19 protein-coding genes and 2 pseudogenes are annotated in these 21925 nt (G+C 69.5%); 10 read left to right on the top strand and 11 right to left on the bottom strand.

All coding sequences use genetic code 11. The features are described 5' to 3' along the window. Positions 1-141: 141 nt before the first annotated feature. The 4 genes and pseudogenes from H7965_RS23010 to H7965_RS22995 all read right to left on the bottom strand — a co-directional run bounded on the left by H7965_RS23010 (position 142) and on the right by H7965_RS22995 (position 4644). Positions 142-902, bottom strand: a pseudogene (locus H7965_RS23010) (IS5 family transposase). A 72-nt stretch (positions 903-974) separates the two neighbouring features. Beyond that, positions 975-1940, bottom strand: coding sequence for a tripartite tricarboxylate transporter substrate binding protein (locus H7965_RS23005; RefSeq protein ID WP_186772920.1), 966 nt, complete (start codon positions 1938-1940; stop codon positions 975-977). Next, the gene (locus H7965_RS23000) at positions 1940-3619 is read right to left on the bottom strand and encodes a thiamine pyrophosphate-dependent enzyme (protein WP_186772919.1); all 1680 of its coding nucleotides are present in this window, start codon (positions 3617-3619) and stop codon (positions 1940-1942) included. The genes H7965_RS23005 and H7965_RS23000 overlap by 1 nt, the downstream gene beginning before the upstream one ends. Positions 3620-3669: 50 nt before the next feature. Next, the gene (locus H7965_RS22995; RefSeq protein WP_186772918.1) at positions 3670-4644 is read right to left on the bottom strand and encodes a Bug family tripartite tricarboxylate transporter substrate binding protein; all 975 of its coding nucleotides are present in this window, start codon (positions 4642-4644) and stop codon (positions 3670-3672) included. Positions 4645-4828: 184 nt separating this feature from the next. Here H7965_RS22995 and H7965_RS22990 point away from each other — a divergent pair, with 184 nt between their 5' ends. The 3 genes from H7965_RS22990 to H7965_RS22980 all read left to right on the top strand — a co-directional run bounded on the left by H7965_RS22990 (position 4829) and on the right by H7965_RS22980 (position 7410). Then, complete coding sequence (locus tag H7965_RS22990; protein WP_186772917.1) at positions 4829-5794, top strand: Bug family tripartite tricarboxylate transporter substrate binding protein; 966 nt, start codon at positions 4829-4831, stop codon at positions 5792-5794. Further along, positions 5791-6213 (top strand): DUF1810 domain-containing protein, encoded by a 423-nt coding sequence (locus H7965_RS22985; protein WP_186772916.1) that lies wholly within the window; start codon positions 5791-5793, stop codon positions 6211-6213. Before H7965_RS22990 ends, H7965_RS22985 begins: the two co-directional genes overlap by 4 nt. A 228-nt stretch (positions 6214-6441) precedes the next feature. Next, positions 6442-7410, top strand: coding sequence for a Bug family tripartite tricarboxylate transporter substrate binding protein (locus tag H7965_RS22980; protein WP_186772915.1), 969 nt, complete (start codon positions 6442-6444; stop codon positions 7408-7410). Here H7965_RS22980 and H7965_RS22975 read toward each other — a convergent pair. Beyond that, positions 7394-8539: a CaiB/BaiF CoA transferase family protein gene (locus tag H7965_RS22975; RefSeq protein ID WP_186772914.1), complete on the bottom strand. Its 1146-nt coding sequence runs from the start codon at positions 8537-8539 to the stop codon at positions 7394-7396. The two genes, H7965_RS22980 and H7965_RS22975, sit on opposite strands and share 17 nt — an antisense overlap. Positions 8540-8773: 234 nt before the next feature. On the opposite strand from H7965_RS22975, the pseudogene H7965_RS22970 reads away from it, so the two are divergent. Beyond that, positions 8774-8965, top strand: a pseudogene (locus H7965_RS22970) (transposase); the annotation flags it as partial. 18 nt (positions 8966-8983) lie between these two features. Here H7965_RS22970 and H7965_RS22965 read toward each other — a convergent pair. Continuing rightward, positions 8984-9712: a class I SAM-dependent methyltransferase gene (locus H7965_RS22965; RefSeq protein ID WP_186772913.1), complete on the bottom strand. Its 729-nt coding sequence runs from the start codon at positions 9710-9712 to the stop codon at positions 8984-8986. Between the two features lie 416 nt (positions 9713-10128). On the opposite strand from H7965_RS22965, the gene H7965_RS22960 reads away from it, so the two are divergent. Further along, positions 10129-11193: an alpha/beta fold hydrolase gene (locus H7965_RS22960; protein ID WP_186772912.1), complete on the top strand. Its 1065-nt coding sequence runs from the start codon at positions 10129-10131 to the stop codon at positions 11191-11193. Between the two features lie 4 nt (positions 11194-11197). Here the strand turns inward: H7965_RS22960 and H7965_RS22955 are convergent, their stop codons facing one another. From H7965_RS22955 to H7965_RS22945, 3 genes are all read right to left on the bottom strand, one after another. Further along, positions 11198-11677, bottom strand: a complete 480-nt coding sequence (locus H7965_RS22955; RefSeq protein ID WP_186772911.1) for a cupin domain-containing protein — start codon at positions 11675-11677, stop codon at positions 11198-11200. Positions 11678-11912: 235 nt separating this feature from the next. Further along, positions 11913-12710 (bottom strand): glucose 1-dehydrogenase, encoded by a 798-nt coding sequence (locus tag H7965_RS22950; RefSeq protein WP_186772910.1) that lies wholly within the window; start codon positions 12708-12710, stop codon positions 11913-11915. A gap of 200 nt (positions 12711-12910) precedes the next feature. Continuing rightward, positions 12911-14416, bottom strand: coding sequence for a flavin-containing monooxygenase (locus H7965_RS22945; RefSeq protein WP_222440761.1), 1506 nt, complete (start codon positions 14414-14416; stop codon positions 12911-12913). Positions 14417-14455: 39 nt separating this feature from the next. Between H7965_RS22945 and H7965_RS30450 the strand changes: the two genes are divergently transcribed. Beyond that, positions 14456-14758 carry a hypothetical protein gene (locus tag H7965_RS30450; RefSeq protein WP_222440760.1) on the top strand — a complete coding sequence of 101 codons (303 nt, stop codon included), beginning with the start codon at positions 14456-14458 and terminating at the stop codon, positions 14756-14758. A 369-nt stretch (positions 14759-15127) separates the two neighbouring features. Beyond that, a complete protein-coding gene (locus tag H7965_RS22940; protein WP_186772908.1) occupies positions 15128-16363 on the top strand; it encodes an ABC transporter substrate-binding protein in 1236 nt (411 codons plus the stop codon). 25 nt (positions 16364-16388) lie between these two features. Here the strand turns inward: H7965_RS22940 and gtdA are convergent, their stop codons facing one another. Continuing rightward, the gene (gtdA, locus tag H7965_RS22935; RefSeq protein ID WP_186772907.1) at positions 16389-17450 is read right to left on the bottom strand and encodes a gentisate 1,2-dioxygenase; all 1062 of its coding nucleotides are present in this window, start codon (positions 17448-17450) and stop codon (positions 16389-16391) included. 292 nt (positions 17451-17742) lie between these two features. On the opposite strand from gtdA, the gene H7965_RS22930 reads away from it, so the two are divergent. Further along, complete coding sequence (locus H7965_RS22930) at positions 17743-18723, top strand: Bug family tripartite tricarboxylate transporter substrate binding protein (protein ID WP_186772906.1); 981 nt, start codon at positions 17743-17745, stop codon at positions 18721-18723. A 185-nt stretch (positions 18724-18908) separates the two neighbouring features. Then, entirely contained in the window at positions 18909-19895 is a 987-nt protein-coding gene (locus tag H7965_RS22925; protein ID WP_186772905.1) for a Bug family tripartite tricarboxylate transporter substrate binding protein, read from the top strand. Between the two features lie 7 nt (positions 19896-19902). Here H7965_RS22925 and H7965_RS22920 read toward each other — a convergent pair whose 3' ends face one another. Then, positions 19903-20307: a cupin domain-containing protein gene (locus H7965_RS22920; protein WP_186772904.1), complete on the bottom strand. Its 405-nt coding sequence runs from the start codon at positions 20305-20307 to the stop codon at positions 19903-19905. A gap of 133 nt (positions 20308-20440) precedes the next feature. Between H7965_RS22920 and H7965_RS22915 the strand changes: the two genes are divergently transcribed. Further along, complete coding sequence (locus H7965_RS22915; protein WP_186772903.1) at positions 20441-21664, top strand: MFS transporter; 1224 nt, start codon at positions 20441-20443, stop codon at positions 21662-21664. Positions 21665-21925 lie beyond the last annotated feature (261 nt).

Below are 21925 nucleotides of genomic sequence, written 5' to 3'. Positions count from 1 at the left end.
CCCACCTTGCCCGCCATCCGGCGCGCACTGCTGGCTCAGCTCGCTGCCGCCATCCGGCTGCGATGTCCCAGATGCCGCGAGTTCATCGACCTACACAAGCGCGAATGAAAGTGCCGAAGTAGTGCTAGGGCCTGTTGACGTTCAGCGCGAGGCGATGATCGCGGCCGCGAGATGAATGATGGCGGCGTAGCTGGTGTCGGTCTTGTCGTATCGCGTGGCGACGGCCCTGAACTCTTTCAGCTTGGCGAAAGTGTTCTCGATGATGTGGCGCCAGCGGTACATCTCGCGGTCGAAGTTGATAGCGGCCTTGCGGTTGGCCTTGGGTGGGATCACCGCAGCGGCCCCACGACCGTCAAGCTCCGCTCTGAGCCAGTCGATGTCGAACGCTTTGTCGCCGAGCAGAGCGCCGAAGACGACACCCTCAATCAGCGGCTGCACGCCAACGCTGTCGTGGCGCTGGCCGGGCAGCAGGATGAAGCGCACCAGATTGCCGAGTGCATCGACCAGGGCGACGATCTTGGTGGTCAGGCCGCCGCGCGAGCGGCCGATGGCTTGGCTCCGGGTCCCCCCCTGGCGCCACTCGCCTTCTGGTGGGCGGTGACGATAGTGCCGTCGATCAGCGCATATTCGAAGTCCGGCTCGCCGGACAGGCATGCGAAGACGCGCTCGAAGATGCCGCCCTTCACCCAACGGCGGAACCGCTGGAAGACGCTGTTCCAGCGGCCGAACTCGCCCGGAAGGTCGCGCCACGGTGAGCCCGTCCGCACCCGCCACAGCACCGCCTCAAGGAACAGGCGATTGTCCCTGGCCGTCGTACCAGGGTCAGACGCCTTGCCGGGCAACAGTGGCGCGACCTTCTCCCACACCGCGTCGCCCACCACGAACCGACCCTGTTCCAGCATCGCCCCAACCCCGCCAAAGCGGAGTTTGAATCACAGCCGGCCAGCCGGAGGAATCCCCAATGTCAACAGGCCCTAGTCCGGCGTGATCCCGGCGTCGCGCACCACCTTCCCCCATTTCGCTGTCTCGGCCGCGATCTGCGCCTGGAACGCCTCCGGCCCCACCTCCAGCGGGTCGAGGCCGGCGGCCAGGATGCGCTCGCGCACCGCGGGCAGGTGCAGCGCCGCCAGAATGTCGCGGTGCAGCCGCTGTACCAGCGGCGCTGGCAGCTTCGCCGGGGCGAGGACGCCATACCAGGACCCCGCCTCCGCCCCGGCATGACCGAGGGAGGCGAGGGTCGGCAACTCCGGCAACTCCCGCCACGGCTTCGCATCCGCCACCGCCAGCCCGCGCAGCGCGCCGCCGCGGAGCTGCGGCACCGCGACGGTGGAGTTCAGGAATCCCGCCTGCACCTGGCCCGAGAGGATCGCCGCCTGGGCCGGCGCGGCGCCGCCGAAGGGCACATGGGTGAACTCGATGCCGGCGACCGAGGCGAACAGCGCCGCCGCCAGGTGGCTGGCATTGCCGACACCGGCCGAGCCCATGGTCAGCCCGCCTGGCCGGGCCTTGGACGCCGCGATGAAGCCCGGCACGTCGGTCACGCCCGTCGAGGGATGCACCACCAGCACCATCGGGTGGAAGGCGGTGTTGATGATGGCGGTGAAGTCGCGCACCGCGTCGAAGGGCAGCCGCGGCATCAGCGCCGGGTTCATCACATGCGCCGTCGCCGCCAGCAGCAGGGTGTAGCCGTCCGGCGCGGCGCGGGCGACCAGATCGGTGCCGATGCTGCTGCCGGCACCCGGCCGGTTCTCCACCACCACCGGCTGCTTCCAGGCCTCGAACAGCGCGGCGGCCAGGGTGCGGCCGAGGATGTCGGAGGGGCCGCCCGGCGCATAGGGCACCACCAGCCGCACCGGACGCTCGGGCCAGTTGTCCTGGGCGCGCACCACCGCCGGCGCCGCGACGGCGCCCGCGGCCAGTAGCAGGCTGCGCCGCAGCATCACCCGTGCACCCGCGGCGCGCCGCGGCGGCGCCAGGCGCTCATCTGCTCGGCAGAGGTGTGGACATGCACCACCACCGGCTTCGTCTTCACCGCGAAGGCGCGGGCGATGCCCTCCTCCACCTCGGCCTCGGTCGAGATGGTGATGCCCTCGGCGCCGAACACCCGGGCCCAGGCGGCGAAATCCGGGTTGGTCAGGCGCACCGCATCCTCATAGGGGCGATTCGGGTAGCGCACCTCATGGTGCATGCCGATGGTGCCGTAGCGCTTGTTGTCGGAGAGGATGATGATCGGCGCCGCGCCATACTGCATGGCCGTCGCGATCTCATTCCCCGACATCAGCGCGCCGCCGTCGCCGACGAAGGCCACCGCCTGCTTGCCCGGCCGGCGGATGGCGGCGGCCACCGCCATCGGCACGCCGGCGCCCATGGCGCCGACGACGGAGGAGAGGAAATTCTGCCCGGGCCGGAAGCCGATGTAGCGATGGATGAAGGAGGAGAAATTCCCGGCATCCGAGGTCACCGCCGCATCCGGCGCCAGATGCTTGCCGACCTCGACGCAGATGGCGGCGAAATTCACGCCGTCGCTCATGCTGTCCCAGTTCGGCTGCATCAGCGTGTTGTGGATCGTGTTCAGCCCGGCCACCCAGCCGGCGCGCTTCGCCGCCCCGGCCGGCGCGCCGCGCTTCAGCAGGGCGCGGATGATGGCGGCGGGCTCGGCGGCGATGCCGAGGTCGGGGCGGAAGACGCGGCCGATCTCGTTCGCATCCGGCCAGACATGCACCAGCGGCAGCTGCGGATCGGGCGCGGTCGGGAAGCTGTAGGACTGGCTGACCGAATCGGTGAGGCGCTCGCCGAGCGAGACCAGCAGATCGGCCTTCTTCATCTCCTCGACCAGCTGCTTCGGCACGCGGATGCCCATGTAGCCGCCGTAGTTGGGGTGCCCGGCATCAAAGAGCTGCGGCCGGCGATGCGTCGGCGAGACCGGCAGCACCCATTGCTCGGCAAGCTGGCGCAGCTCATCGAGCGTACCGGCGCCGGCATTGGCCAGCGCGCCACCGACCCAGACCAGCGGCCGCTCGGCCTTGGCCAGCATGTCGGCAAGCTTGTCGAGGTCTTCCTCGCGGGCGCCGCCGTAGACGCGGGGGCGGGGCTTCGCCACCGGCGCCTCGGTCGGCTCGTCGAAGATGTCCTCCGGCAGGATGACGGCGACCGGACCCGGCGTGCCGCTTTCCGCCAGGTGGAAGGCCCGGGCGATGCTCTCGCTCGCCTGCACCACCTCATTCACCTCGATGACGTCCTTGGTCACATCGGCCAGCAGCTTGGAGTAATTCTGCTCCTGCAGCGCGAGCCGGCCGAAATCCTTGCGCTCCACCTGGCCGCACAGCACCACCAGCGGCGTCGCGTCATGATAGGCGGTGTGCAGCGCGACCATGGCGTTGGACAGGCCGGGGCCGCGGGAGACCAGCAGCACGCCGGCACGGCCTTCGCGCATCCGGCCATCGGCCACCGCCATGAAGCCGGCGCCGCCTTCGTGCCGGCAGACGATGAGGCGAACCTCCGGCACCTCGGTCAGCGCATCGGTCAGGCCGAGGAAGCTTTCGCCCGGCACCATCCAGATGGTGTCGATGCCATGCGCGATCAGGCTTTCGGCCAGAACCCGGCCCACGGTGCGGCTCATCTGCGTTTCCTTCCCAAATTCCGGCCGCCGGTGCGGTCCTTCGGCGGGCATTATTCCACCCGGATGCCGGCTTCCGCTACCACCCGCTGCCATTTTGGCACGTCACTCTCCAGCAGCCGCGTCAGCGCCTCCGGCCCGGTCAGCAGTGGCTCGGTCCCGGCGGCGGCGAAACGGCTGCGGATCTCCGGCAGTTCGCGCAGCCCCGCCAATGTCCCGGCGAGGCGTGCCAGGATGGCCGGCGGCAAGCCGCGCGGCGCGGCGATGGCGTACCAGTTCAGCGCGACATAGCCCGGCACCAGCTCGTTGATCGCCGGCGTGTCCGGCAGCGAGGGCACCCGCTGTTCGGTCGCCACGCCGAGCAGCCGGGCGCGGCCGGCACGGACATGCGGCAGGGTCTCCACCGTGCTGGCGAAGACCATGTCGATCTCGCCGCTGAGCAGCGCGAGCATCGCCGGAGCCGCGCCGCGGTAGGAGATGTGCTCCAGCGCGACCCCGGCCGCCGAGGCGAAGAGCGCGCCCGACAGGTGGTTGGAGGAGCCGACGCCGCCGCTGCCATAGGTGAGCGTATTCGGCCGCGCCTTCGCCGCCGCCACCACATCCGCGACGCTGCGATAAGGCCCATCCGTCCGTACCACCATGGCGGTCGGCACCTCGGCCACCAGGCTGACCGGCGTCATCGCGCTGCGCGGGTCGAGGCCCTGGTTCGGATACAGCGCCGGCACGCTGGCCAGGGAGGAGCTGGTCAGCACGAAGGCAGTGCCATCCGGCGGCGATTGCACCACGGCGCGGATGCCGATGCTGCCACCGGCGCCAGGTCGGTTATCGATAACGAAGGGCTGGCCGAGGCGGTCACGCAGATGCTCCGCCAGCATCCGGCCGACAGTGTCGATCGGCCCGCCGGGGCCGAAGGGGATGACGAGGCGCACCGGCCGCGACGGCCAGCTTTCCTCGGCCCGCGCGGTGCGTGCCAGCAAGGGCAGCGCCAGCAGGCTGCGCCGGTACGGCGCCAAGCGATGCGATCCCATCTTCCCGATCCTCCTGTGCCATTCAACCAGCGAAACCCCATGCCTTCATAGGGGGGGCTCGCCGCCCGCGGGCGGTTGTCGTCACGCGCGAATGGGGGGAAGCTCGCCCACCGCAGGAAGCGTCCGGAACGACCAGAATGAAAGCAACCCTACACCTCATCGATGCCAGCGCCCGGGGGCTCGCATGATGCGGCGTCGCGCGGCGCTCGCCACCCTCATCGCCCCGCTCGCCGCCCCCTTGGCGCTGCCCGCCCTTGCCCAGGGCCCGCAGCGCAGCCTGCGCATCATCGTTCCCTTCGCGCCGAGTGGCTCGGGCGACATCACCGCCCGGCTGATCGCGCAGTACATCGAGGGCACCACCGGCCAGCCGGTGGTGGTGGACAACCGCCCCGGCGCCAATGGGGTAATCGGCACCATGGCGGTGAAGCAGGCGGCGCCGGACGGGTTGACCCTGCTGCTGGCGACGACCAGCACGCATTCCGCCAACCCCTCCACCATGCGCGACCTGCCCTATGACCCGGTGAAGGATTTCCGCACCATCGGCTTCTTCGGCTCCAACGGCTCCTATCTGATGGTGCGGCCGGAGGCGCCCTGGCGCGACGTGGCCGAGCTGGTGGCGGCGGCGAAGGCCAGGCCCGGCACGCTGAACTTCGGGCATTTCAACGCCTCCTCCCGCGTGCCGGGGGAGCTGCTCGGGGTGATGTCGGGCGCCAGCTTCCAGGGCGTGCCCTACCGCGCCATCGGCACTGCCTTCGCCGACCTGCTGGCCGGGCGGCTGCATTTCATCTTCGTCGACACCACCGCCGGCGATTCCTATCTGCGCAACGGCCAGACGCGGGCCATCGCCATCACCCGCCAGGGCCGCTGGGACCGCTGGCCCGAGTTGCCGGCGCTGAGCGAGACCTGGCCGGATTTCGTGCTGACCGGCTTCCTCGGCGTCGCCCTGCCGGCGGCGACGCCGCTGGCGGTGGCGCAGCGGCTGAACGACCTGGTCAATGCCGCGATCCTGGCCGAGCCGGCGCGCAGCCGGCTGACCGAATTCGGCTTCCTGCCGGCGGCCTACAGCCTCGACCAGATCGCCGCGCTGGTGTTGAACGAGCAGCAGAAATGGTCGCGCTTCGTCAAGATGGCAGGAATCGAACCGGAATGAGTTTCGACCTCGACCGCTTCGTGCAGGCGCAGGACCGGGTGCTGCCCGCCGTGCGGCGGGAGCTGGCCGAGGGGCGGAAGCGGACCCACTGGATGTGGTTCGTCTTCCCGCAATTGCACGGCCTCGGGCAAAGCCCGACCGCGCTGCACTACGGCATCGCCTCGCTGGCCGAGGCGGAGGCCTATCTGGCGCATCCGCTGCTCGGGCCGCGGCTGGAGGACTGCACGGCGCTGGTCAACGCCGTCACCGGCCGGAGCCTGCACGCGATCTTCGGCAGCCCGGACGATCTGAAATTCCACTCCTCCATGACGCTCTTCGCCACGGCGCGGCCCGGCGCCTCGGTGTTCCGCGCGGCGCTGGAGAAATACTGCGGCGGCGTGCCGGATCAGCGGACGCTGGAGCTGCTGGCGCGGGGCTGAGAACGCCCGGAGAACCGCTGTGCCCTCTGCGGGAGCCACGATGATCCCTCCCGATCGGCGCATGGGCACGCCTCCGCGGCAGAGCACCTGTCCCGGGGCGGTGCCAAGCTGCGGCGGTTCGGGGAGTTGCTGCCAGGGTTCGGCGGGCGCATCCGGCGTAAGGCCGCCCGCTGGACCAAGGCCGTTGAAGAAGGCCAGAGTGAAGCCCGAATAATCGGAGGAAACAACATGCCGAACGCCAGCCCGCCTTCCCTGCTGCGCCGCGGGCTCCTGGCGCTGGCGGCCGGTGCCCTGGCGGCGCCGGCGCTCGCCGCCTATCCGGACCGGCCGATCCGCCTGGTGGTGGGCTACGCCGCCGGCGGCGGCACCGATCTCACGGCCCGCGCCGTCGCCACCCGCATGAGCGCCGAGCTGGGCCAGCAGATCGTGGTGGAGAACCGCGGCGGCGGCGGCGGGGTGCCGGCGATAAGCTCGGTGCTGCAGGCGCCGGCCGATGGCTATTCGGTGATGTTCTCCACCGCCGCGGTGCTGGTCGCCCGCGCGCTGGGCACGCCGATGGCATTCGACCCGCTTGAGGTGCTCGTGCCGGTCGGCCTGGTCGGCGTCAGCCCGAACGTGCTGGTGGTGCATCCCTCGGTGCCGGCGCGGAACCTGCAGGAGCTGCAAGCCTATGGCCGCACCCGCCGCGAGCCGCTGCGCTTCGGCTCCCCGAGCATCAGCTACACCTCGCATTTTGTGGGGCAGGAGCTGGGGATCGAGGTGGAGGAGGTGCGCTACCGCGGCACCGGCCCCTTGATGACCGACCTGCTGGCCGGGCGGCTCGACGCCTACCTCATCCCGCTGCCGGGCATCCAGGCGGCGGTGCGCTCGGGCGAGCTGCGGGCGATCGCGGTCAGCTACAAGACGCCGCTGGCACCGATCCCCGAGGTGCCGACCACCGCGGCGCAGGGCTTCCCAAATCTGATCTCCTTCACCTGGACCGGGCTTGAGCTGCGCGCCGGCACGCCACCGGAGATCGTCGCACGGCTGGGCGCGGCGCTGAATGCCGCCCTGGCCGATCCGGAGCTGCGGCGGAAGCTGGGCGAGTCTGGTGTCGAAGCCACCGAGCGCACCGACCCGGACAGCTTCCGCGCCCTGGTGCTGGAAGAGAAGGCGCGCGGGGAGGCGGTGATCCGCCGCTTCAACCTGCGCGAGTGAGCGGCGGCATCGGCGCGCCATACTCCGCATTCGCCTCGCCGAGCCGCGGCGCGCCGCGCTCGATCGGCGGGCGCTCGCCGTCGAAGGACACCGGCAGGGCGATGCCGCGCAAGTCATAGCCCGGCATCGTCTGGATCATGCCGATCGCCTCGGTCTGCGGATGCGCCGCGACGGCTGCCAGGTCATGGATCGGCGAGCAGGGAATCCCCGCCGCCTCCAGGATCTCCGACCATTCGGCGCTGGTCTTCGTCCGCATCGCGCCTTCCAGCAGCGGGATGATGATCTCGCGGTGGGCGATGCGGTCGGCGTTGGTCCGGAAGCGCGGATCCTCGCCCCATTCCGGGTGGCCAAGCGCCACGGTCATCTTGGCGAACAGCCGGTCATTCGCCGCGGCAACGACGATCTCGCCATCCAGCGTGTCGAAGGCCTGAAAGACGATCAGCTTCGGATTGCCGCTGCGGTGCCGCGGCGGCTGCCGGCCGCTCTCGAAATAGCCGCAGAAATGCTGCGCCATCCAGCCGAGCCCGGTCTCGAACAGCGAGGTATCGACGATGCTGCCCTCACCGGTCAGCTGCCGCCGCTGCAAGGCGGCGAGGCAGCCGAGCGCCGCCCAGACCCCGGTGCCGAGGTCGAGCACCTGCATCCCGACCCGCGCCGGCGGCGCCTCGGCCAGGCCGTTGACGCTGAACATGCCGCTGAAGGCCTGCATGATCGGCTCATAGCCCGGCCGCATCGCCAGCGGCCCGACCGCGCCAAAAGCGTGCAGCGAACAATAGATCAGCCGCGGATTGGCCGCCCGCAACGCCTCGGCGCCCAGGCCGAAGCCTTCCAGCGAGCCCGGCCGCATGTTCTGGACGAAGATGTCGCGGGTGGCGATGAAGCCCTGCAGCCAGTCGCGGGCCGCCTGGTCCTTCAGGTCGAGCACGATGCTGCGCTTGTTGCGGTTCACCGCATGGAAGCTGGTGGCGATGCCGGCGTGGAAGGGCGGGCCCCAGCCGCGCGCATCATCGCCCTCCGGCCGTTCGATCTTCACCACCTCGGCGCCGAGCATACCGAGGATCTCGCTGGCATAGGGTCCGGCGAGATTCTGCCCGATCTCGACGACCTTCACGCCGTGCAACGGCAACATGGCGCGACTCCCCCGCTTGGTGCGGCCCGCAGAGTGATGGCGGGCCGGCAACGGGTCAAGCGGCGCAGCCGCGCTGCACGCCCACTGGTGTTCCCATCCCGGGCACGACCCGCCTCGGAGAGTGTTACGGACCTGAGCATGGCTTCATTGAGAGGAATGACGTCCCGCAAGCCGTACCCGTCCGATGTGTCTGACGAGGAATGGGCGCTGGTTGCGCCCTGCCTGACCTTGCTGCCCGAGGCCAGGCGTGGCTCCGTGCTCCTGCCCAGACGGTGGGTCATCAAGCGTTCCTTCGGCTGGATGGCTCGCTTTCGCCGCCTTGCCCGCGATTACGAGCGCCTGCCAGAGACCCTGGCGGGTCTGCACCTCGTCGCCTTCACCCTCCTCCTGCTCCGGCGCGCTGCGGAACGCGCCGTCAGCACCTGAGCTCTTTCTGCTTGCAGCTCATCGTTGAGCGGAGATCAGGACCATCATCGGCCGTTCCATCTCCTCGGCCAGCGCAGGGCGTTCTGCAATTTGCTCCGGTGTTGGGTGCCATTCCTGGACCTCGCGGATCGTAAAGCCGGAGGCGATCAGGGTATTCAAGGTCGTCCCGAGGGTTCGGTGCTGCTTCACCACGCCCTTGCCCAACCAGTCCGTCGTGCGCGCGCCTTCGGCCGCGTAGCTGTCTACGGGCCAGGTCCTTTGGCCGTCCTCGCGTACCAGCCAGCCCGGACGCGTGGAGGCCATGTAGATTGGGTGCTCGATGGTGAACACGAGGTGCGCCGCCGGGACAAGGGCACGGAACACCGTGCGGGCCAGCCTGCCGAAATCCTCGATGTAGTGGAAGGCCAGGGAGCTGTAGGCGAGGTCAAACGCGCCCTCAGGGAGTTCCAGGGTTTCGAGATCTGCCCTTGCATAGCGTATGGCCGGGTCGGCGGTGTCCGCCTTCGCCCGCGCAAGCATGTTCTCCGACAGATCCAGTCCAAGCACGTAGGAAGCGCCCTGCGTTCGTGCCCATCGGGCGAACCAGCCGAACCCACACCCGAGGTCGATCAGACGCCGACCTTGGAGATCCGGCAGCATGGTCTTGATGGCGGGCCACTCCGGCGCGCCATCGAGGCCATGAACCGAGCGGTCCAGGCGGCTGTAGCCCTCGAAGAACTCGGATGTGTCGTAGATGTTCTGCGCCATTTCTCTCTCCATCAGAATGCCGATGGACAGGGCACGGCAACGAAACAGGCCCCGTCCGCTTCCGGCGAGGCGAAGGGGTGCGTAAGCCGCTCTTCTGGCTGCGTGTCTACGCTCCCTGCATCCCGCCTATTGGGATGCAGGCCAGCCGGCAAACGATCGGGGCTGCCCACTCAGGCATGGAGGCATGCTACGCGAGGCGCGGTCCAGGTTCCAAGCCTCAACCTTCGGAAACATGCCGGGGCCGCCAGCTTGCCCGGCGCCATCGCTACCTCGCGCATGATCGTAGCACGCTCCGGCTGACCGCATCGGGCAGCCTGGAACCTACTCCAGGAGTATTTGATCATAGGTCATTTCACAGAGACCGTTTCTGATCCGCGTGAAACCGGCATAGGCTCCACGCCGGGGAGGATCAGCACATGCGCACCACGGTGTACTTCATCACCAACCGCGCTCCGGGCCCGGCGGGCGCCATCCCGGCCGAGGCTTTCGGGCCAGGCATGGTCCCGCTGGACGCGCGCTCGCTCTCCTGCGGCGTTGCCTTCGTCAGCAACACCAGCCCCGATCCGGCGACATTGGAGCAGCGCCGGGTGGAGGAGATCGTCAACGTCAGCCAGGATGAGTTCAGCCAGGCGGTGCGGGACGACATCCTCGGCAGCGGCAAGAACCTGCTGGTCTTCGTGCATGGCTTCGCCAACAGCTTCGCCGATGCGGTGACACGCGCCGCCTTCAATCGAGAATGGTTCGCCGCTTCTGGCAATCCGGCGGCGGATTGCACCGTCATCCTGTTCACCTGGCCCTCGCCCGGACGGGTGGTGGATGGCAGCACCATCCCCGCCGGCGTCGCCGAGCTGCTGGAGACCATCCTCGGCTTCGCGATCAAGGGCACGATCCGGACGCCGCTCGCCAACCGCTACCTCGACGATCAGAATAACGCCCGCAGCTCCGGCCGCGACCTGGCACGCAGCCTCGACCGGCTGGCGCCGCTGGCGGCGGAGGTGCAGGAACAGGGGCGCAAGGTCTTCCTGCTGGCGCACAGCATGGGCCATGTCGCGTTGCAGGGCGCCTTCGCCGCCTGGCAGAACAGCGGCCAGAGCCCGGGCATACGGTTCGACGAGGCGGTGCTGGCCGCCTCGGACTCCGACTGGGCCGCGGCCGGCCGCGCGCCGCCCTGGCTGATGGCGATGCCCACGCTGGCGCGCCGCACCACCCTCTACCACAGCGCCGAGGACCGCATCCTCTGGCTGAGCGAGCGGGTCAACGCGATGCAGCGGTTGGGCGAGATCGGTCCGCCGGACCGCGACGACGCCAGCGTCTTCGCTCCGGGGCCGTACTGCTTCGTCGATTGCGCCGGCGTGCAGGATGTGGTGGGGGAGAAGGAGGTCGACTACACCCACCAGTACTACCGGCGCCTCACCGCGGTGCGCGACGACATCGCTACCACCTTCAGCGGCACCGCGCGGCCGGTGCGGGTGGTGTTGTAGCGCTTCAGCCGTAGCCGCGGCCGAGGCCGCGCTCGGCTTCGGCCCGGGTTTCGGTCGGCACGCCCTCGGCAGCCGGTGGCGCCTGCGCCTCGTCGCCCGGCCGCGGCGCGCCATCCTGCTCGGCGATGTGGAAGTCGAAGGCGCCGTCGCGCGACTGCCAGTGCTGCACCGTCAGCACCCGGGCGCCGCCCGCGCTTTCATGCGGGCCATGCACCACGCCTGCCGCCTGGGTGAGGAAGGCGCCGGGGCCGAGGCGCTGGCCGCGCTCCGTCAGCTCGCCTTCCAGAACGAAATGCATCTCCGGCCCAGCCTCATGGTAATGCGCCGGGATGAAGCCGCCGGCAGGGATGTGGACGATGCTGGTCACCACCCCACGCCCGGCATCCTCATTGAGGATCTGAATGCGGAACTGCCCGCGCGATCCGGGGATCTCGAAAGGCGTGGGCTGCACCCCCTCCGCCGTCAGCACCATCGGGTCCGCCATGCGCACCTCCGCCCTGTCCCGCGGCCAACGCGGCGGCAGGCACGGCGGTTGCGGGCGGAGACTGGCCCTGCAAGCGGCGACCCCGGGAAATCTGTAGGAAACGAGCGCTTAGATCGGGGACGCTGTCCCCGAACCCTTGCTGGGAGGACAAGCGCCCCTCGGACCCTGCGTGGGTTTGGGCGCGCTCGCCCGCCGCACAGATAAAAAGGCGCGCCAGACCGACGCCCCGATAGCGTTACCGCACCGCCAGGCTGCCAGCCCGGCCGGCGGTCATCCCGCCATCGATTACCAGTTCCGATCCGGTCATGTAATGCGATGCGTCGGAAGCCAGGAAGACCACGCCATCGGCGATATCCGCCGCCGCGGCGGGGAAGCCTAGCGGCACGCCGGCGGCCATCTCCTTCGGATCGATCGGCGCATTGCGGCCGCTCAGCGGATTGGCCGGCAGCTTGTCCCAGATCGGGGTGGCGATGATGCCGGGGTGCACGCTGTTCACCCGGATGCGGTCGGCGGCAAGCTCCAGCGCCGCGGATTTCGCGAACAGCCGCACCGCGCCCTTGCTGGCGGAATAGCCGGCCAGCCCGGCCGAGCCGCGCAGCCCGGCCACCGAGGAGATCAGCACCATCGATCCGCCGCCGGCCCGCCGCATCGCCGCCGCGCTGTGCTTCACCGAAAGGAAGACGCCGTCGACGTTGACCGCCATCTGCCGGCGCCATTCCGCCAGCGGCATCTCCACCAGCGGCACGATGATGCCGATGCCGGCGTTGGAGACCAACACGTCCAGCTTGCCCAGCTGCGCCTCGCAGGCGGCGACCACCTCGATCCAGCGAGGCTCGTCGGTGACGTCCTGGTGCAGGTAGTGCGCGGTGGCGCCGGACTGCCGCAGCTCGGCGGCCAGTGCCTCGCCGCGGGCATCGTCGAGATCGGTGAGCATCACCGCGGCCCCGGCCTTCGCCAGCGCCCGGGCGCAGGCCGCGCCGATGCCGGATGCGGCGCCGGTGACCAGCGCCGCCTTGCCTTGGACCTGCCCCATCGGGGTTCCTCCCTGTTGTGCGCGGCGGCATCCCGGCCGCCGCCGCATCACAGGGTGCTATGAAATGGCGCCACTGACCAGCGGCGGCGAGGCGGCGCAATAGCTTCGCCGCCCCGGAACAATACCAACCCTCGCCTTGGCACCGCCACGCCGGGCGCATGTCGAGGCGCTGTCACACGGAGCTTCCCCGAAGGGGTGCCTCAGAGCGGGCCGAGCTTCCCAAGCTCCATCGCCTTGATCTGCAGCGCCAGATATTTGGAGTTGACCCGGCATTGCGCCAGGCCGCCGGCGATGAACCACACGCCTTGCTGCGGCGTGCGCTTGTACATGTTGTTGAGCTGGCCATCCTCACCGATGCCCCAGACCGGCCCGATGCGATTGGCCATCTCCTCGCCGAGGGCGCGGCGGACCAGCTCCTGCTGCGGATAATAGCCGGTCGCCAGGATGATGAGATCGGCGGGAACCGTCGTGCCATCCTTCAGCAGCGCACCTTCGGCGGTGAAGCATTCGATCCGGTCGTAGCGCAACAGGCCCAGCTCGCCCTTGATCAACAGCGCCGAGCTGCCGGCATCGAGGTTGTAGCCGCCGCCACGGCGGAAATACTTCATCTGATGGCCGGTTTCGTCCTCGCCGACATCATGCTGGAAGCCGATGCTCTTGAGGCCCTCGATCAGCTCCTTGTCGAGCTGGAGCATGCGCTGGGTGACGGCCTTGTAGCCCTTGATGATCATCGGCGGCGTCGGCGAGGCCGAGAGCAGGTCCTTGTCCTCGAGCGGCCCGTCCTCATCCCAGATCGCCTCATTGAGCCTGGCGCTCGGGTCGATCGAGACGACGGTCGTGGAGCCACGCTGGATGAGCGTCGTGTTCACGCCATGGCTGTGCAGGTCGAGCGCGATATCGTTGGCGCTGCTGCCGGTGCCGAGGATGAGCGCGTTCTTGCCCTCCCAGCCCGCGCCGCTGTCGAAGCCCTCGGAGTGGATGACCTGGCCCTTGAAATCCTGCAGCCCCGGGACATCCGGGATCATGGGATAGCTGCTGACGCCATTGGCGAAGACGAGGTGCCGGGGCCGCAGCACGCGCACTGTGCCATCGGCGTGCTTCACCGAAGCGGTCCAGCATTTCGCCGCCTCGTCCCATTCGCCGCTGACGAATTCGGTATTCGTCCAGCAATTGATCTCCATGGCGTCGGCGTAGAACTCGAACCAGTTCCCCAGCATGTCCTTCGGGATGTATTTCGGCCAGGTTGGCGGAAATTCCATGTAGGGCAGATGGTTCAGATGGATGGAATTATGTAGCGCCAGCGAGTGGTAGCGCCGCCGCCAGCTGTCGCCGATGCGTGGCCATTTCTCGACGACGAGCGTGTCGACCCCGAGCTGGTTGAGCCGCGCGGCGACCGAGAGCCCCGCCTGGGCGGCGCCGATCACGAGAACCGCCGGGTTCCGGTCCTCATAGGCGCTGGCCTTGCGCCGTACATCCGCCCAGTTGTCGCCGCCGAAGTTCCGCGAATAGGCGGCGCCGGTCGGCCGGTTGGCGCCGATCTTCTCCTCATGGCCCGTCAGCGACTGGAGCGCGGTCGAGATATGCCAGGCCAGCATCGCATCGCCGGCTTCGGCGGCGGGCGCCAGGCGGATGATGCCGGCACCGCGGCCTTCCGCCGTGGCGAATTCGAAGATCGCCTCGATGCTGTCGATGCCAAGGCGCTTCACCAGCCGCGGCGCCCTCCGGCCCTTGGGCAGGTGAAATCCATGTGCGGCCGTGCGTGCCTGTTCCGCCGCGAGGCGCGTGGCGATGTTGTCGCGGCCAGCGACCGGCGTCATGTGCCAGGTGAAGGCGAGGACATCCCGCCAATGGGAGTCCGCATGGAACAAGGCGCCAATCTGCGCGGCATCACGGGATATCAGTGCCGTCTCGAAGGCCTTGAGCCAGGTCGCAACGGCACGCCGATGTTGTTCCGCAACCTGGAACTCACGCAGGGATTGATCAAATTCATTCATCGTCGCCTCGCTCCGAGGCGTTATTCCAGACGTTCGCCTCATGCGGTTTTATAGTCAGGTCGACCGACCTGCGTCCATGCGGCCAGCCCGAAGGTGATGGAAATTCAGGCACCCGCGGCGTGCAGGGACAGGGCGGCCATCCTTCGGGATGGGTGTTCAGGAACGGCCGGGCTGCATGATGGGTCGTCTTCCGGTGGAAGCCTGCACGCCGTGCCGGCCTATCCAGGCACCCGCCCCGAGGCTGCCCGCGGCGCAGCTAAACCCTGCCGCGGCCAGCATGGCAGTCCGGTCTTGCTGGAGGCCAGCGAGCATGCCCAGCATGAGGAGCCGGCCCGCGCCTGTGCGCTGCGGACGCGCATCACGGACGGCGCGGACCAATACTGAACGATCGGCCAATCGGCCGACATAGGGAGAAAACACCACATGCGACGCGCAATACTGAGGGCCGCCATACTGGTAGGCGGGCTGGCGACCGGGCTGCCGGCGGTGGTGCAAGCGCAGCCGGCGCCGCGGCGCGAGGCGGTCCGTATCGGCATCATGAGCGATCTCTCCGGCAGCTTCGCCGATGTGGCTGGACAAGGCTCGGTGGTCGCGGCGCAATTGGCGGCGGAGGATTTCGGCGGCCGCGCGGCGGGCCTGCCGGTGCAGATCCTGTCCGGCGACCACCAGAACCGCGCCGATACCGGCTCCGCCATCGCCCGCCGGTGGTTCGATACGGAAGGCGTGGACGCCATCATCGACCTGCCCAACTCCGCCGTCGCCCTGGCGGTCAGCGAGGTGGCGCGCACGGCCAATCGCGTCGCATTGGTAACGGCCGCAGTGTCCAGCCGTCTTTCCGGTGAGGCGTGCTCGCCGAACCTCATCCACTACTCGCTCGACACCTGGTCGATGTCGAATGTGCCGAGCCGGACGCTGGTGCAGCAGGGCGGCGACAGCTGGTTCTATATCACCGCCGATTACGCCTTCGGGCATGACCTCGAACGGCAATCCGGCGAGGCGGTCACGCGCGCCGGCGGGCGGGTCCTCGGCACGGTCCGGCATCCGCTCGGGACCACCGACTTCTCCTCGGTGCTGCTGCAGGCCCAGGCCTCGCGCGCTTCGGTGGTGGCGCTGGCGAATTCCCAGGCCGATTTCATCAACACCATGAAACAGACCTCGGAGTTCGGGCTCACCCGGCGCGGACAGCGCGTCGTTGGCCTCGCGGTCTATATCTCGGATATTGTGTCACTGGGCCTGGAGGCGACGCAGGGCGCCATCGTCGTCAGCAATTTCTACTGGGATATGACCGATGGGACGCGCAGCTTCGGCCGGCGCTTCGCCGAACGGATGGGCGGGCGGATGCCGACCGATCTTCAGGCCAATGCCTATGCGGCGGTGATACATTACCTAAAGGCTGTCGAAGCGCTCGGCAGGGCGACGGATGGCCGGGCGGTGGTCGCCCGCATGAAGGCGACCCCGACGGAGGATGCGGTCTTCGGACGTGGCGCGATCCGGCCGGATGGGCGCCGGGTCAGCCCGGTCTATGTGTTCCAGGCCAAGGCGCCAAGCGAATCTTCCGGCCGTTACGATGTCTATCGGCTGATCCGCGAAGTGCCGCTGGAGGAGGCCTATCGGCCGCTCGCCCAGGGCGGCTGCCCGCTGGCGCAGGGCGGCGGATAGCGCAAATCACCGCCGGGCGCGGCCTCTACAGCCGCGCCTCCCGATACAGCCCGAGCTTCTCCTGCGCCGCGCGGTCGGAATAGCCGAACAGCAGCAGGGGCGTCTCGGCGCGCAGCTCCAGCGCCTGCCAGGACGGCACCACCACCAGGTCGCGCTCCTCCAGCGGAAACTCCCGCCCCTCGACCCGCGCCGTGCCGCGCCCCTCAACGGCCACCAGGATGGTGCCGTCGGTGCTGCGCCGCGCCCGGGTCTCGAAGCCCGCCGGCAGGTGGCGAACCTGGGCGGCGATGGTCGGCATCACCGGCCCTCCATCGGCCGGGTTCACGAATTCCATCGCATGGCCGAGGTGCGGGTCGGGCGGCTCGGCGGCGGCCAGCGCCAGCAGGCTCGCGCGCCATTCGGCGTAAGGGTAGTGGAACAGCGGCTGGTGCGCCGGGCGGCGGTCGGCCGCCGTCGCGCGGAACGGGCGCAGGTTGCGGCCGTAGCGCGCCAGGCTGTCGCCGGCGGGGATGGTCTCGCTGTGCGCCGGCTCCGCCAGGCGCTCGGCGAAGCTCGCCTCGTAGAAGCGCACGGTCGGGATATCGAGGCCGTCGAGCCAGATCATCGGCGTGGCGCTGGCATTGCCATGGTCATGCCACTGCCAATTCGGCGTCAGCACCAGGTCGAAGGGCCGCATCAACGCCTTCTCGCCATCCACCGCGGTGAAGGCGCCGTCGCCTTCCAGCACGAAGCGCAGCGCGCATTGGGTGTGGCGGTGGCAGGGTGCCACCTCGCCGGGCAGGATGAGCTGCAGGCCGGCGTAGAGGCTCGGGATGATGGCGGAGCTGCCGGCAAGGCCGGGGTTCTCCAGGATCAGCACCCGGCGTTCCGCCTGCTCGGCGCTGATCAGCCCGCCGGCGCGCATCAGGTAATCCCGCGCCGGGCCGTATTCCCAGCGATGCGCGACGGCGGCGGAGCGCGGTGTCGGCGTCACCAGCGCCGAGAGCACCTCCCACAGCGGATAGAGGCTGAGCGGCTGCATCTCGGCATAGAGGCGTTGCAAGGCGGCCTGCTGGTCGCGGCCGGGCGATGGGGCGGTGCCGTCCATGCGTCGTTCCTCCGGATGGCGCGGACCCTACACCCGGTGGCGCGCAGGTTGACAGGGGCGGGGGCGCCGGGCGTCACATGGGGAGGGGGCTGATCCCCGTGAGATTGCGGCGGAGGCGGATGCGCGGATCAAGTCCGCGCATGACAGGAGGAGCGATGGGTTGGGCTTCGGTGTCCAGGCGGGGCGACGCGCGGGGAGGCTGGAATCCCTGCGAATTCATGCCATGATCGCACCAAGGCCGAGACCAGGCCAGGATACAGGGGGAAACGGGATGAACAGGAATGACCGGCGCATGACCGGGGATCGCGCCATCGGCCGCCGCGCCACCTTCGCCATCGCCGCCGCCGCGCTCGCCACGCCGGCCCTGGCCCAGCCGGTCTGGCCTGCGGGCCCGGTGCGCTTCATCGGCATCTTCCCGCCGGGCGGCGGCACCGACATCCTCTCGCGCCTCTGGTGCCAGAAGATGGCGGAGATCACCGGCGAGCAGTTCGTGGTGGAGAACCGCAGCGGCTCGGCCGGCAACATCGGCACCGAGGCGATCGCCCGCGCCACGCCGGACGGCCGCACCATCGGCCTCGCCAGCGTCGCGCCACTCGGCATCGGGCCGACGCTCTATCGCCGGCTGCCCTTCGATGTGAACAAGGACTTCACCTACGTCTCCGGCCTCTGGCAGTTGCCGAATTTCCTCGCCCTCAATAACGACGTGCCGGCGCGGACGGTGCCGGAGCTGATCGCGCTGGTAAAGGCGAATCCGGGCAAATACTCCTACGCCTCCTCCGGCTCGGGCACGACGGTGCACCTGTCGGGTGCGATGTTCGCGGCAATGGCCGGGCTCGACATGGTGCACGTGCCCTACCGCGGCGGCGCGCCGGCGCATATCGACCTGGTTGCCGGCCGGGTGCACATGATGTTCGACAACATCCCGCAGGCGCTCGGCCTGGTGAAGGAAGGGCGGCTCCGTGGCCTGGCGGTGACCGGCGCGAAGCGGACCCCCTTCGCACCGGAATATCCGACCATGGCGGAGTTCCTGCCGGGCTTCGAGATCGACAGCTGGGGCGGGGTGATGGGCCCGGCCGGCCTTGCCCCGGCGGTGGTGCAGCGGCTTTCGGCGCTGACCCGGCAATCGCTGCAGGCGCCCGACCTGATCGCCCGCTTCCAGGAGAACGGTGCCACCACCTGGTTCACCACGCCGGAGGAATTCGCCAGCTTCCGCGCCAGGAACGAGGCCAGCTTCGCGCCGGTCATCCGCGCCGCCGGCGCGCAGGTGGATTGATCGCGCTTTCAGCGCGTGGGGGATTGATCGCGCCTCCAGTGCGTGGGGGATTGATCGCGCCTCCGGCGCGTGGGGGATTGATCGCGCCTCCGGCGCGTGGGTCGATTGACCGCGCCGGCGGCAAGCAATGCCAAGCTCGGTCCATGGACGCGGCGGAAAAGCCGTGCCGATTGGGAGGACAACGCATGACCACAACGCCCTTACCGCGCCGCGCGGCGCTCCTGCTGGCCGCCGGGGTGGCGGCGCCATCGGCGCTCCATGCCCAGGGCGCCGGCGCCTGGCCGAACCAGTCGGTCCGCTACATCAACGGCTTCCCGCCCGGCGGGTCGACCGACATCCTCTCGCGGCTGTTCTGCGCGAAGATGAGCGAGATCACCGGCCAGCAATTCGTCGTCGAGAACCGCAGCGGCTCCGGCGGCGATGTCGGGCTGGATGCGGTGGCGAAGTCGCGGCCGGACGGCTATACCCTCGGCCTCGGCGGCATCGCCTCCCAGGCCATCTCGCCAACCTTGAAGCCCAACCTGCCCTTTGATCCGGAGAAGGATTTCACCTTCGTCTCCGGGCTCTGGCAGCTGCCGAACATCCTGGTGGTGAACAACGACATCCCGGCGCGCACGGTGCCGGAGCTGGTCGCGCTGGTGAAGGCGAATCCGGGCAAATTCTCCTACGGCTCCGCCGGTCCGGGCACGACGCTGCATCTCTCCGGCGCCATGCTGGCGCAGCTCGCGGGGCTTGAGATGCTGCACGTGCCCTATCGCGGCGAGGCACCGGGGATGCTGGATCTGATGGCCGGCCGCATCCAGCTCATGCTGAGCAATTTCCCAAGCACCATCGGCCATGTGCGGGAAGGCAAGGTACGCGCCCTGGCGGTGACCAGCGCCGAGCGCAATCCGGCGGCGCCGGAGCTGCCGGCCATCGGGGAGTTCATCCCCGGCTTCGACATCGTCTCCTGGACCTGCCTCTGCGGGCCGGCGGGCATTCCGGCGCCGATGGCCGGGCGCATGTCGGCGCTGACGAAGCGGGCGCTGGAGAGCGAGGATCTGAAGCGCGCCTATCTCGAACTCGGCGCGCGCGCCTGGTGGACCACGTCGGAGGATATCGCCGCCTTCCGCGCGGCGCAGGAAGCGAAGCTCCGGCCGCTGATCCTCGCCTCCGGCGCGCGGTCGGAATAGCGCCGCGCTATTCGGGCGCCGGCGTGGCGAGCGGCTTGTCCTTCTCGACCACGAAGGTGCCGAAGATCCTGGTCTTCGCCGGCCCGTTGCGCGCCGCATGCGGCACGCCGGCCGGCACCAGGAAGCTGTCGCCCGGGCCGACCATGCGCGGCGCCTGGCCCTGCACCAGCAGTTCCGACCTTCCCTCGATGATGTAGCTGCCCTCATGCCCCGGGTGGGTGTGGCGGGCCACCATGGCGTTGGGCTCGATCTCCACCAGCATCTGGATGTTGACGTAGTTGGTGCCCGGCACATCCTCCCGCCGCAGCAGCGTGCGGCTGATGCCGCCGGCCGGCTGTGCCGAGACCTTGGACGCGGTCAGCCCGAGCACGCCGCAGATGGCGCAGGACGCGAAAACCCTTCGTGAGAGCATGGCGGACTCCTCCTCCCCATGACCGCAGGCTACGCCCGCCCGGCGCGGAGCCGCAACGGCCGCGCGCCCCCTCCCCAGCCGGGCCGCATGCTGCGATGCTGCGGCACGGCGCGCTCGCGCCCGGAGGAATGCAATGCCAGTCGCCGATCGCGCCACGAGCGAGGTGGACTCCCCCTATGCCTGGATGCGGCTGGCCGTCGCCGTCGCGCTTAGCACCATCGGCGGCGTCGGGCTGTGGTCGATCGTCGTCGCCCTGCCGGCGGTGCAGGCGGAGTTCGGCACCGCCCGTGCCGATGCCTCGCTGCCCTATACGCTGACCACCCTCGGCTTCGCCGCCGGCGGCGTCATGATGGGCCGGCTGGCCGACCGCTTCGGGGTGATGTGGCCGGTGCTGCTCGGCACCGTCTCGCTCGGCCTCGGCTACATCCTCTCGGCCCAGGCGGAAGGCATCACTGGCTTCGCGGTGACCTATGGCGCGCTGATCGGGCTGTTCGGCAGCTGCGCCATGTTCGGGCCGCTGGTGGCCGACACCTCGCTGTGGTTCCGCCGGCGGCGCGGCCTCGCGGTTTCGCTCTGCGCCAGCGGCAATTACTTCGCCGGCGCGGTCTGGCCGCCGCTGCTGCAATGGGGCATCGCCGATCTGGGCTGGCGGCAGACCCATGTGCTGGTCGGCATTGCCTGCCTCTGCCTGATGTTGCCGCTGGCGCTGGTGCTGCGGCGGCCGCCGCCGCGGCAGGATGCGCCGGGGCTGGCGGCGGGCGGCGGCGGCAGCGCGCTCGGCCTGCCGCCGGAGGCGCTGCAGGCGCTGCTGGTCGTCGCCGGCATCGCCTGCTGCATCGCCATGGCCATGCCGCAGGTGCACATCGTCGCCTATTGCGTGGACCTCGGCTACGGCGCGGCGCGCGGGGCGGAGATGCTGTCGGTGATGCTGGCCTGCGGCGTGGTCAGCCGGCTGGTGTTCGGCGTGGTGATGGACCGCATCGGCAGCACGGCGACTCTGCTGCTGGCCTCGGCGCTGCAGGCGGTGGCGTTGGCGCTGTTCCTGCCGTTCGACGGGCTGGTGCCGCTCTATGTCATCTCGGGCGTGTTCGGGCTGTTCCAGGGCGGCATCGTGCCCTGCTACGCGGTGATCGTGCGGGAGAATTTCCCGGCGCGGGAGGTCGGGCTCAGGGTCAGCATCGCACTGTCGGCGACCTTGGTGGGCATGGCGATCGGCGGCTGGATGTCCGGGGTGATCTTCGACCTCACCGGCTCCTACCGCATGGCGGTGGTGAATGGGCTGGCCTGGAACGGGATGCACCTGGTGATCGCCCTCTGGCTGTTCTGGCGGCAGCGGGCGCGGGTAGCCTATGCATGAGGCAGGTGCGTTAGGGCGGGCGCAGGGCGGCGTTGCGCACCCCTCCGGTGACCCTTCCTGCCATATCCTCTGACCCTTCCCGTCGCGGCCGGGCTTGACCCGTGCATGCGTTCAGCACGCCGGCGGCCGCCCGCCCTGGCCGAAGAAGCTGGCCCGCCATGAGGCAAGACCCAGAGAATACAAAGGAGGCTCGGGGGAAGTCCCTTCCCCCCGCTCTTGCTCGCCTTCCTGTTCCAGCAATCACGGGAAGTTGCTTGACCA

Source organism: Siccirubricoccus deserti, from assembly GCF_014283215.1.
GTDB classification, from domain to species: Bacteria; Pseudomonadota; Alphaproteobacteria; order Acetobacterales; family Acetobacteraceae; genus Siccirubricoccus; species Siccirubricoccus deserti.
Note: the sequence above shows the minus strand (reverse complement) of the source record. Positions and strands in the feature narration are given on the sequence as shown.

Bases quoted from the DNA above. Each gene is read 5' to 3' on its own strand.
- H7965_RS23005 (WP_186772920.1), bottom strand. From the start codon at position 1,940: ATGCTGCGGCGCAGCCTGCTACTGGCCGCGGGCGCCGTCGCGGCGCCG.
- H7965_RS23000 (WP_186772919.1), bottom strand. From the start codon at position 3,619: ATGAGCCGCACCGTGGGCCGGGTTCTGGCCGAAAGCCTGATCGCGCAT.
- H7965_RS22995 (WP_186772918.1), bottom strand. From the start codon at position 4,644: ATGGGATCGCATCGCTTGGCGCCGTACCGGCGCAGCCTGCTGGCGCTG.
- H7965_RS22990 (WP_186772917.1), top strand. From the start codon at position 4,829: ATGATGCGGCGTCGCGCGGCGCTCGCCACCCTCATCGCCCCGCTCGCC.
- H7965_RS22985 (WP_186772916.1), top strand. From the start codon at position 5,791: ATGAGTTTCGACCTCGACCGCTTCGTGCAGGCGCAGGACCGGGTGCTG.
- H7965_RS22980 (WP_186772915.1), top strand. From the start codon at position 6,442: ATGCCGAACGCCAGCCCGCCTTCCCTGCTGCGCCGCGGGCTCCTGGCG.
- H7965_RS22975 (WP_186772914.1), bottom strand. From the start codon at position 8,539: ATGTTGCCGTTGCACGGCGTGAAGGTCGTCGAGATCGGGCAGAATCTC.
- H7965_RS22965 (WP_186772913.1), bottom strand. From the start codon at position 9,712: ATGGCGCAGAACATCTACGACACATCCGAGTTCTTCGAGGGCTACAGC.
- H7965_RS22960 (WP_186772912.1), top strand. From the start codon at position 10,129: ATGCGCACCACGGTGTACTTCATCACCAACCGCGCTCCGGGCCCGGCG.
- H7965_RS22955 (WP_186772911.1), bottom strand. From the start codon at position 11,677: ATGGCGGACCCGATGGTGCTGACGGCGGAGGGGGTGCAGCCCACGCCT.
- H7965_RS22950 (WP_186772910.1), bottom strand. From the start codon at position 12,710: ATGGGGCAGGTCCAAGGCAAGGCGGCGCTGGTCACCGGCGCCGCATCC.
- H7965_RS30450 (WP_222440760.1), top strand. From the start codon at position 14,456: ATGTGCGGCCGTGCGTGCCTGTTCCGCCGCGAGGCGCGTGGCGATGTT.
- H7965_RS22940 (WP_186772908.1), top strand. From the start codon at position 15,128: ATGCGACGCGCAATACTGAGGGCCGCCATACTGGTAGGCGGGCTGGCG.
- gtdA (WP_186772907.1), bottom strand. From the start codon at position 17,450: ATGGACGGCACCGCCCCATCGCCCGGCCGCGACCAGCAGGCCGCCTTG.
- H7965_RS22930 (WP_186772906.1), top strand. From the start codon at position 17,743: ATGACCGGGGATCGCGCCATCGGCCGCCGCGCCACCTTCGCCATCGCC.
- H7965_RS22925 (WP_186772905.1), top strand. From the start codon at position 18,909: ATGACCACAACGCCCTTACCGCGCCGCGCGGCGCTCCTGCTGGCCGCC.
- H7965_RS22920 (WP_186772904.1), bottom strand. From the start codon at position 20,307: ATGCTCTCACGAAGGGTTTTCGCGTCCTGCGCCATCTGCGGCGTGCTC.
- H7965_RS22915 (WP_186772903.1), top strand. From the start codon at position 20,441: ATGCCAGTCGCCGATCGCGCCACGAGCGAGGTGGACTCCCCCTATGCC.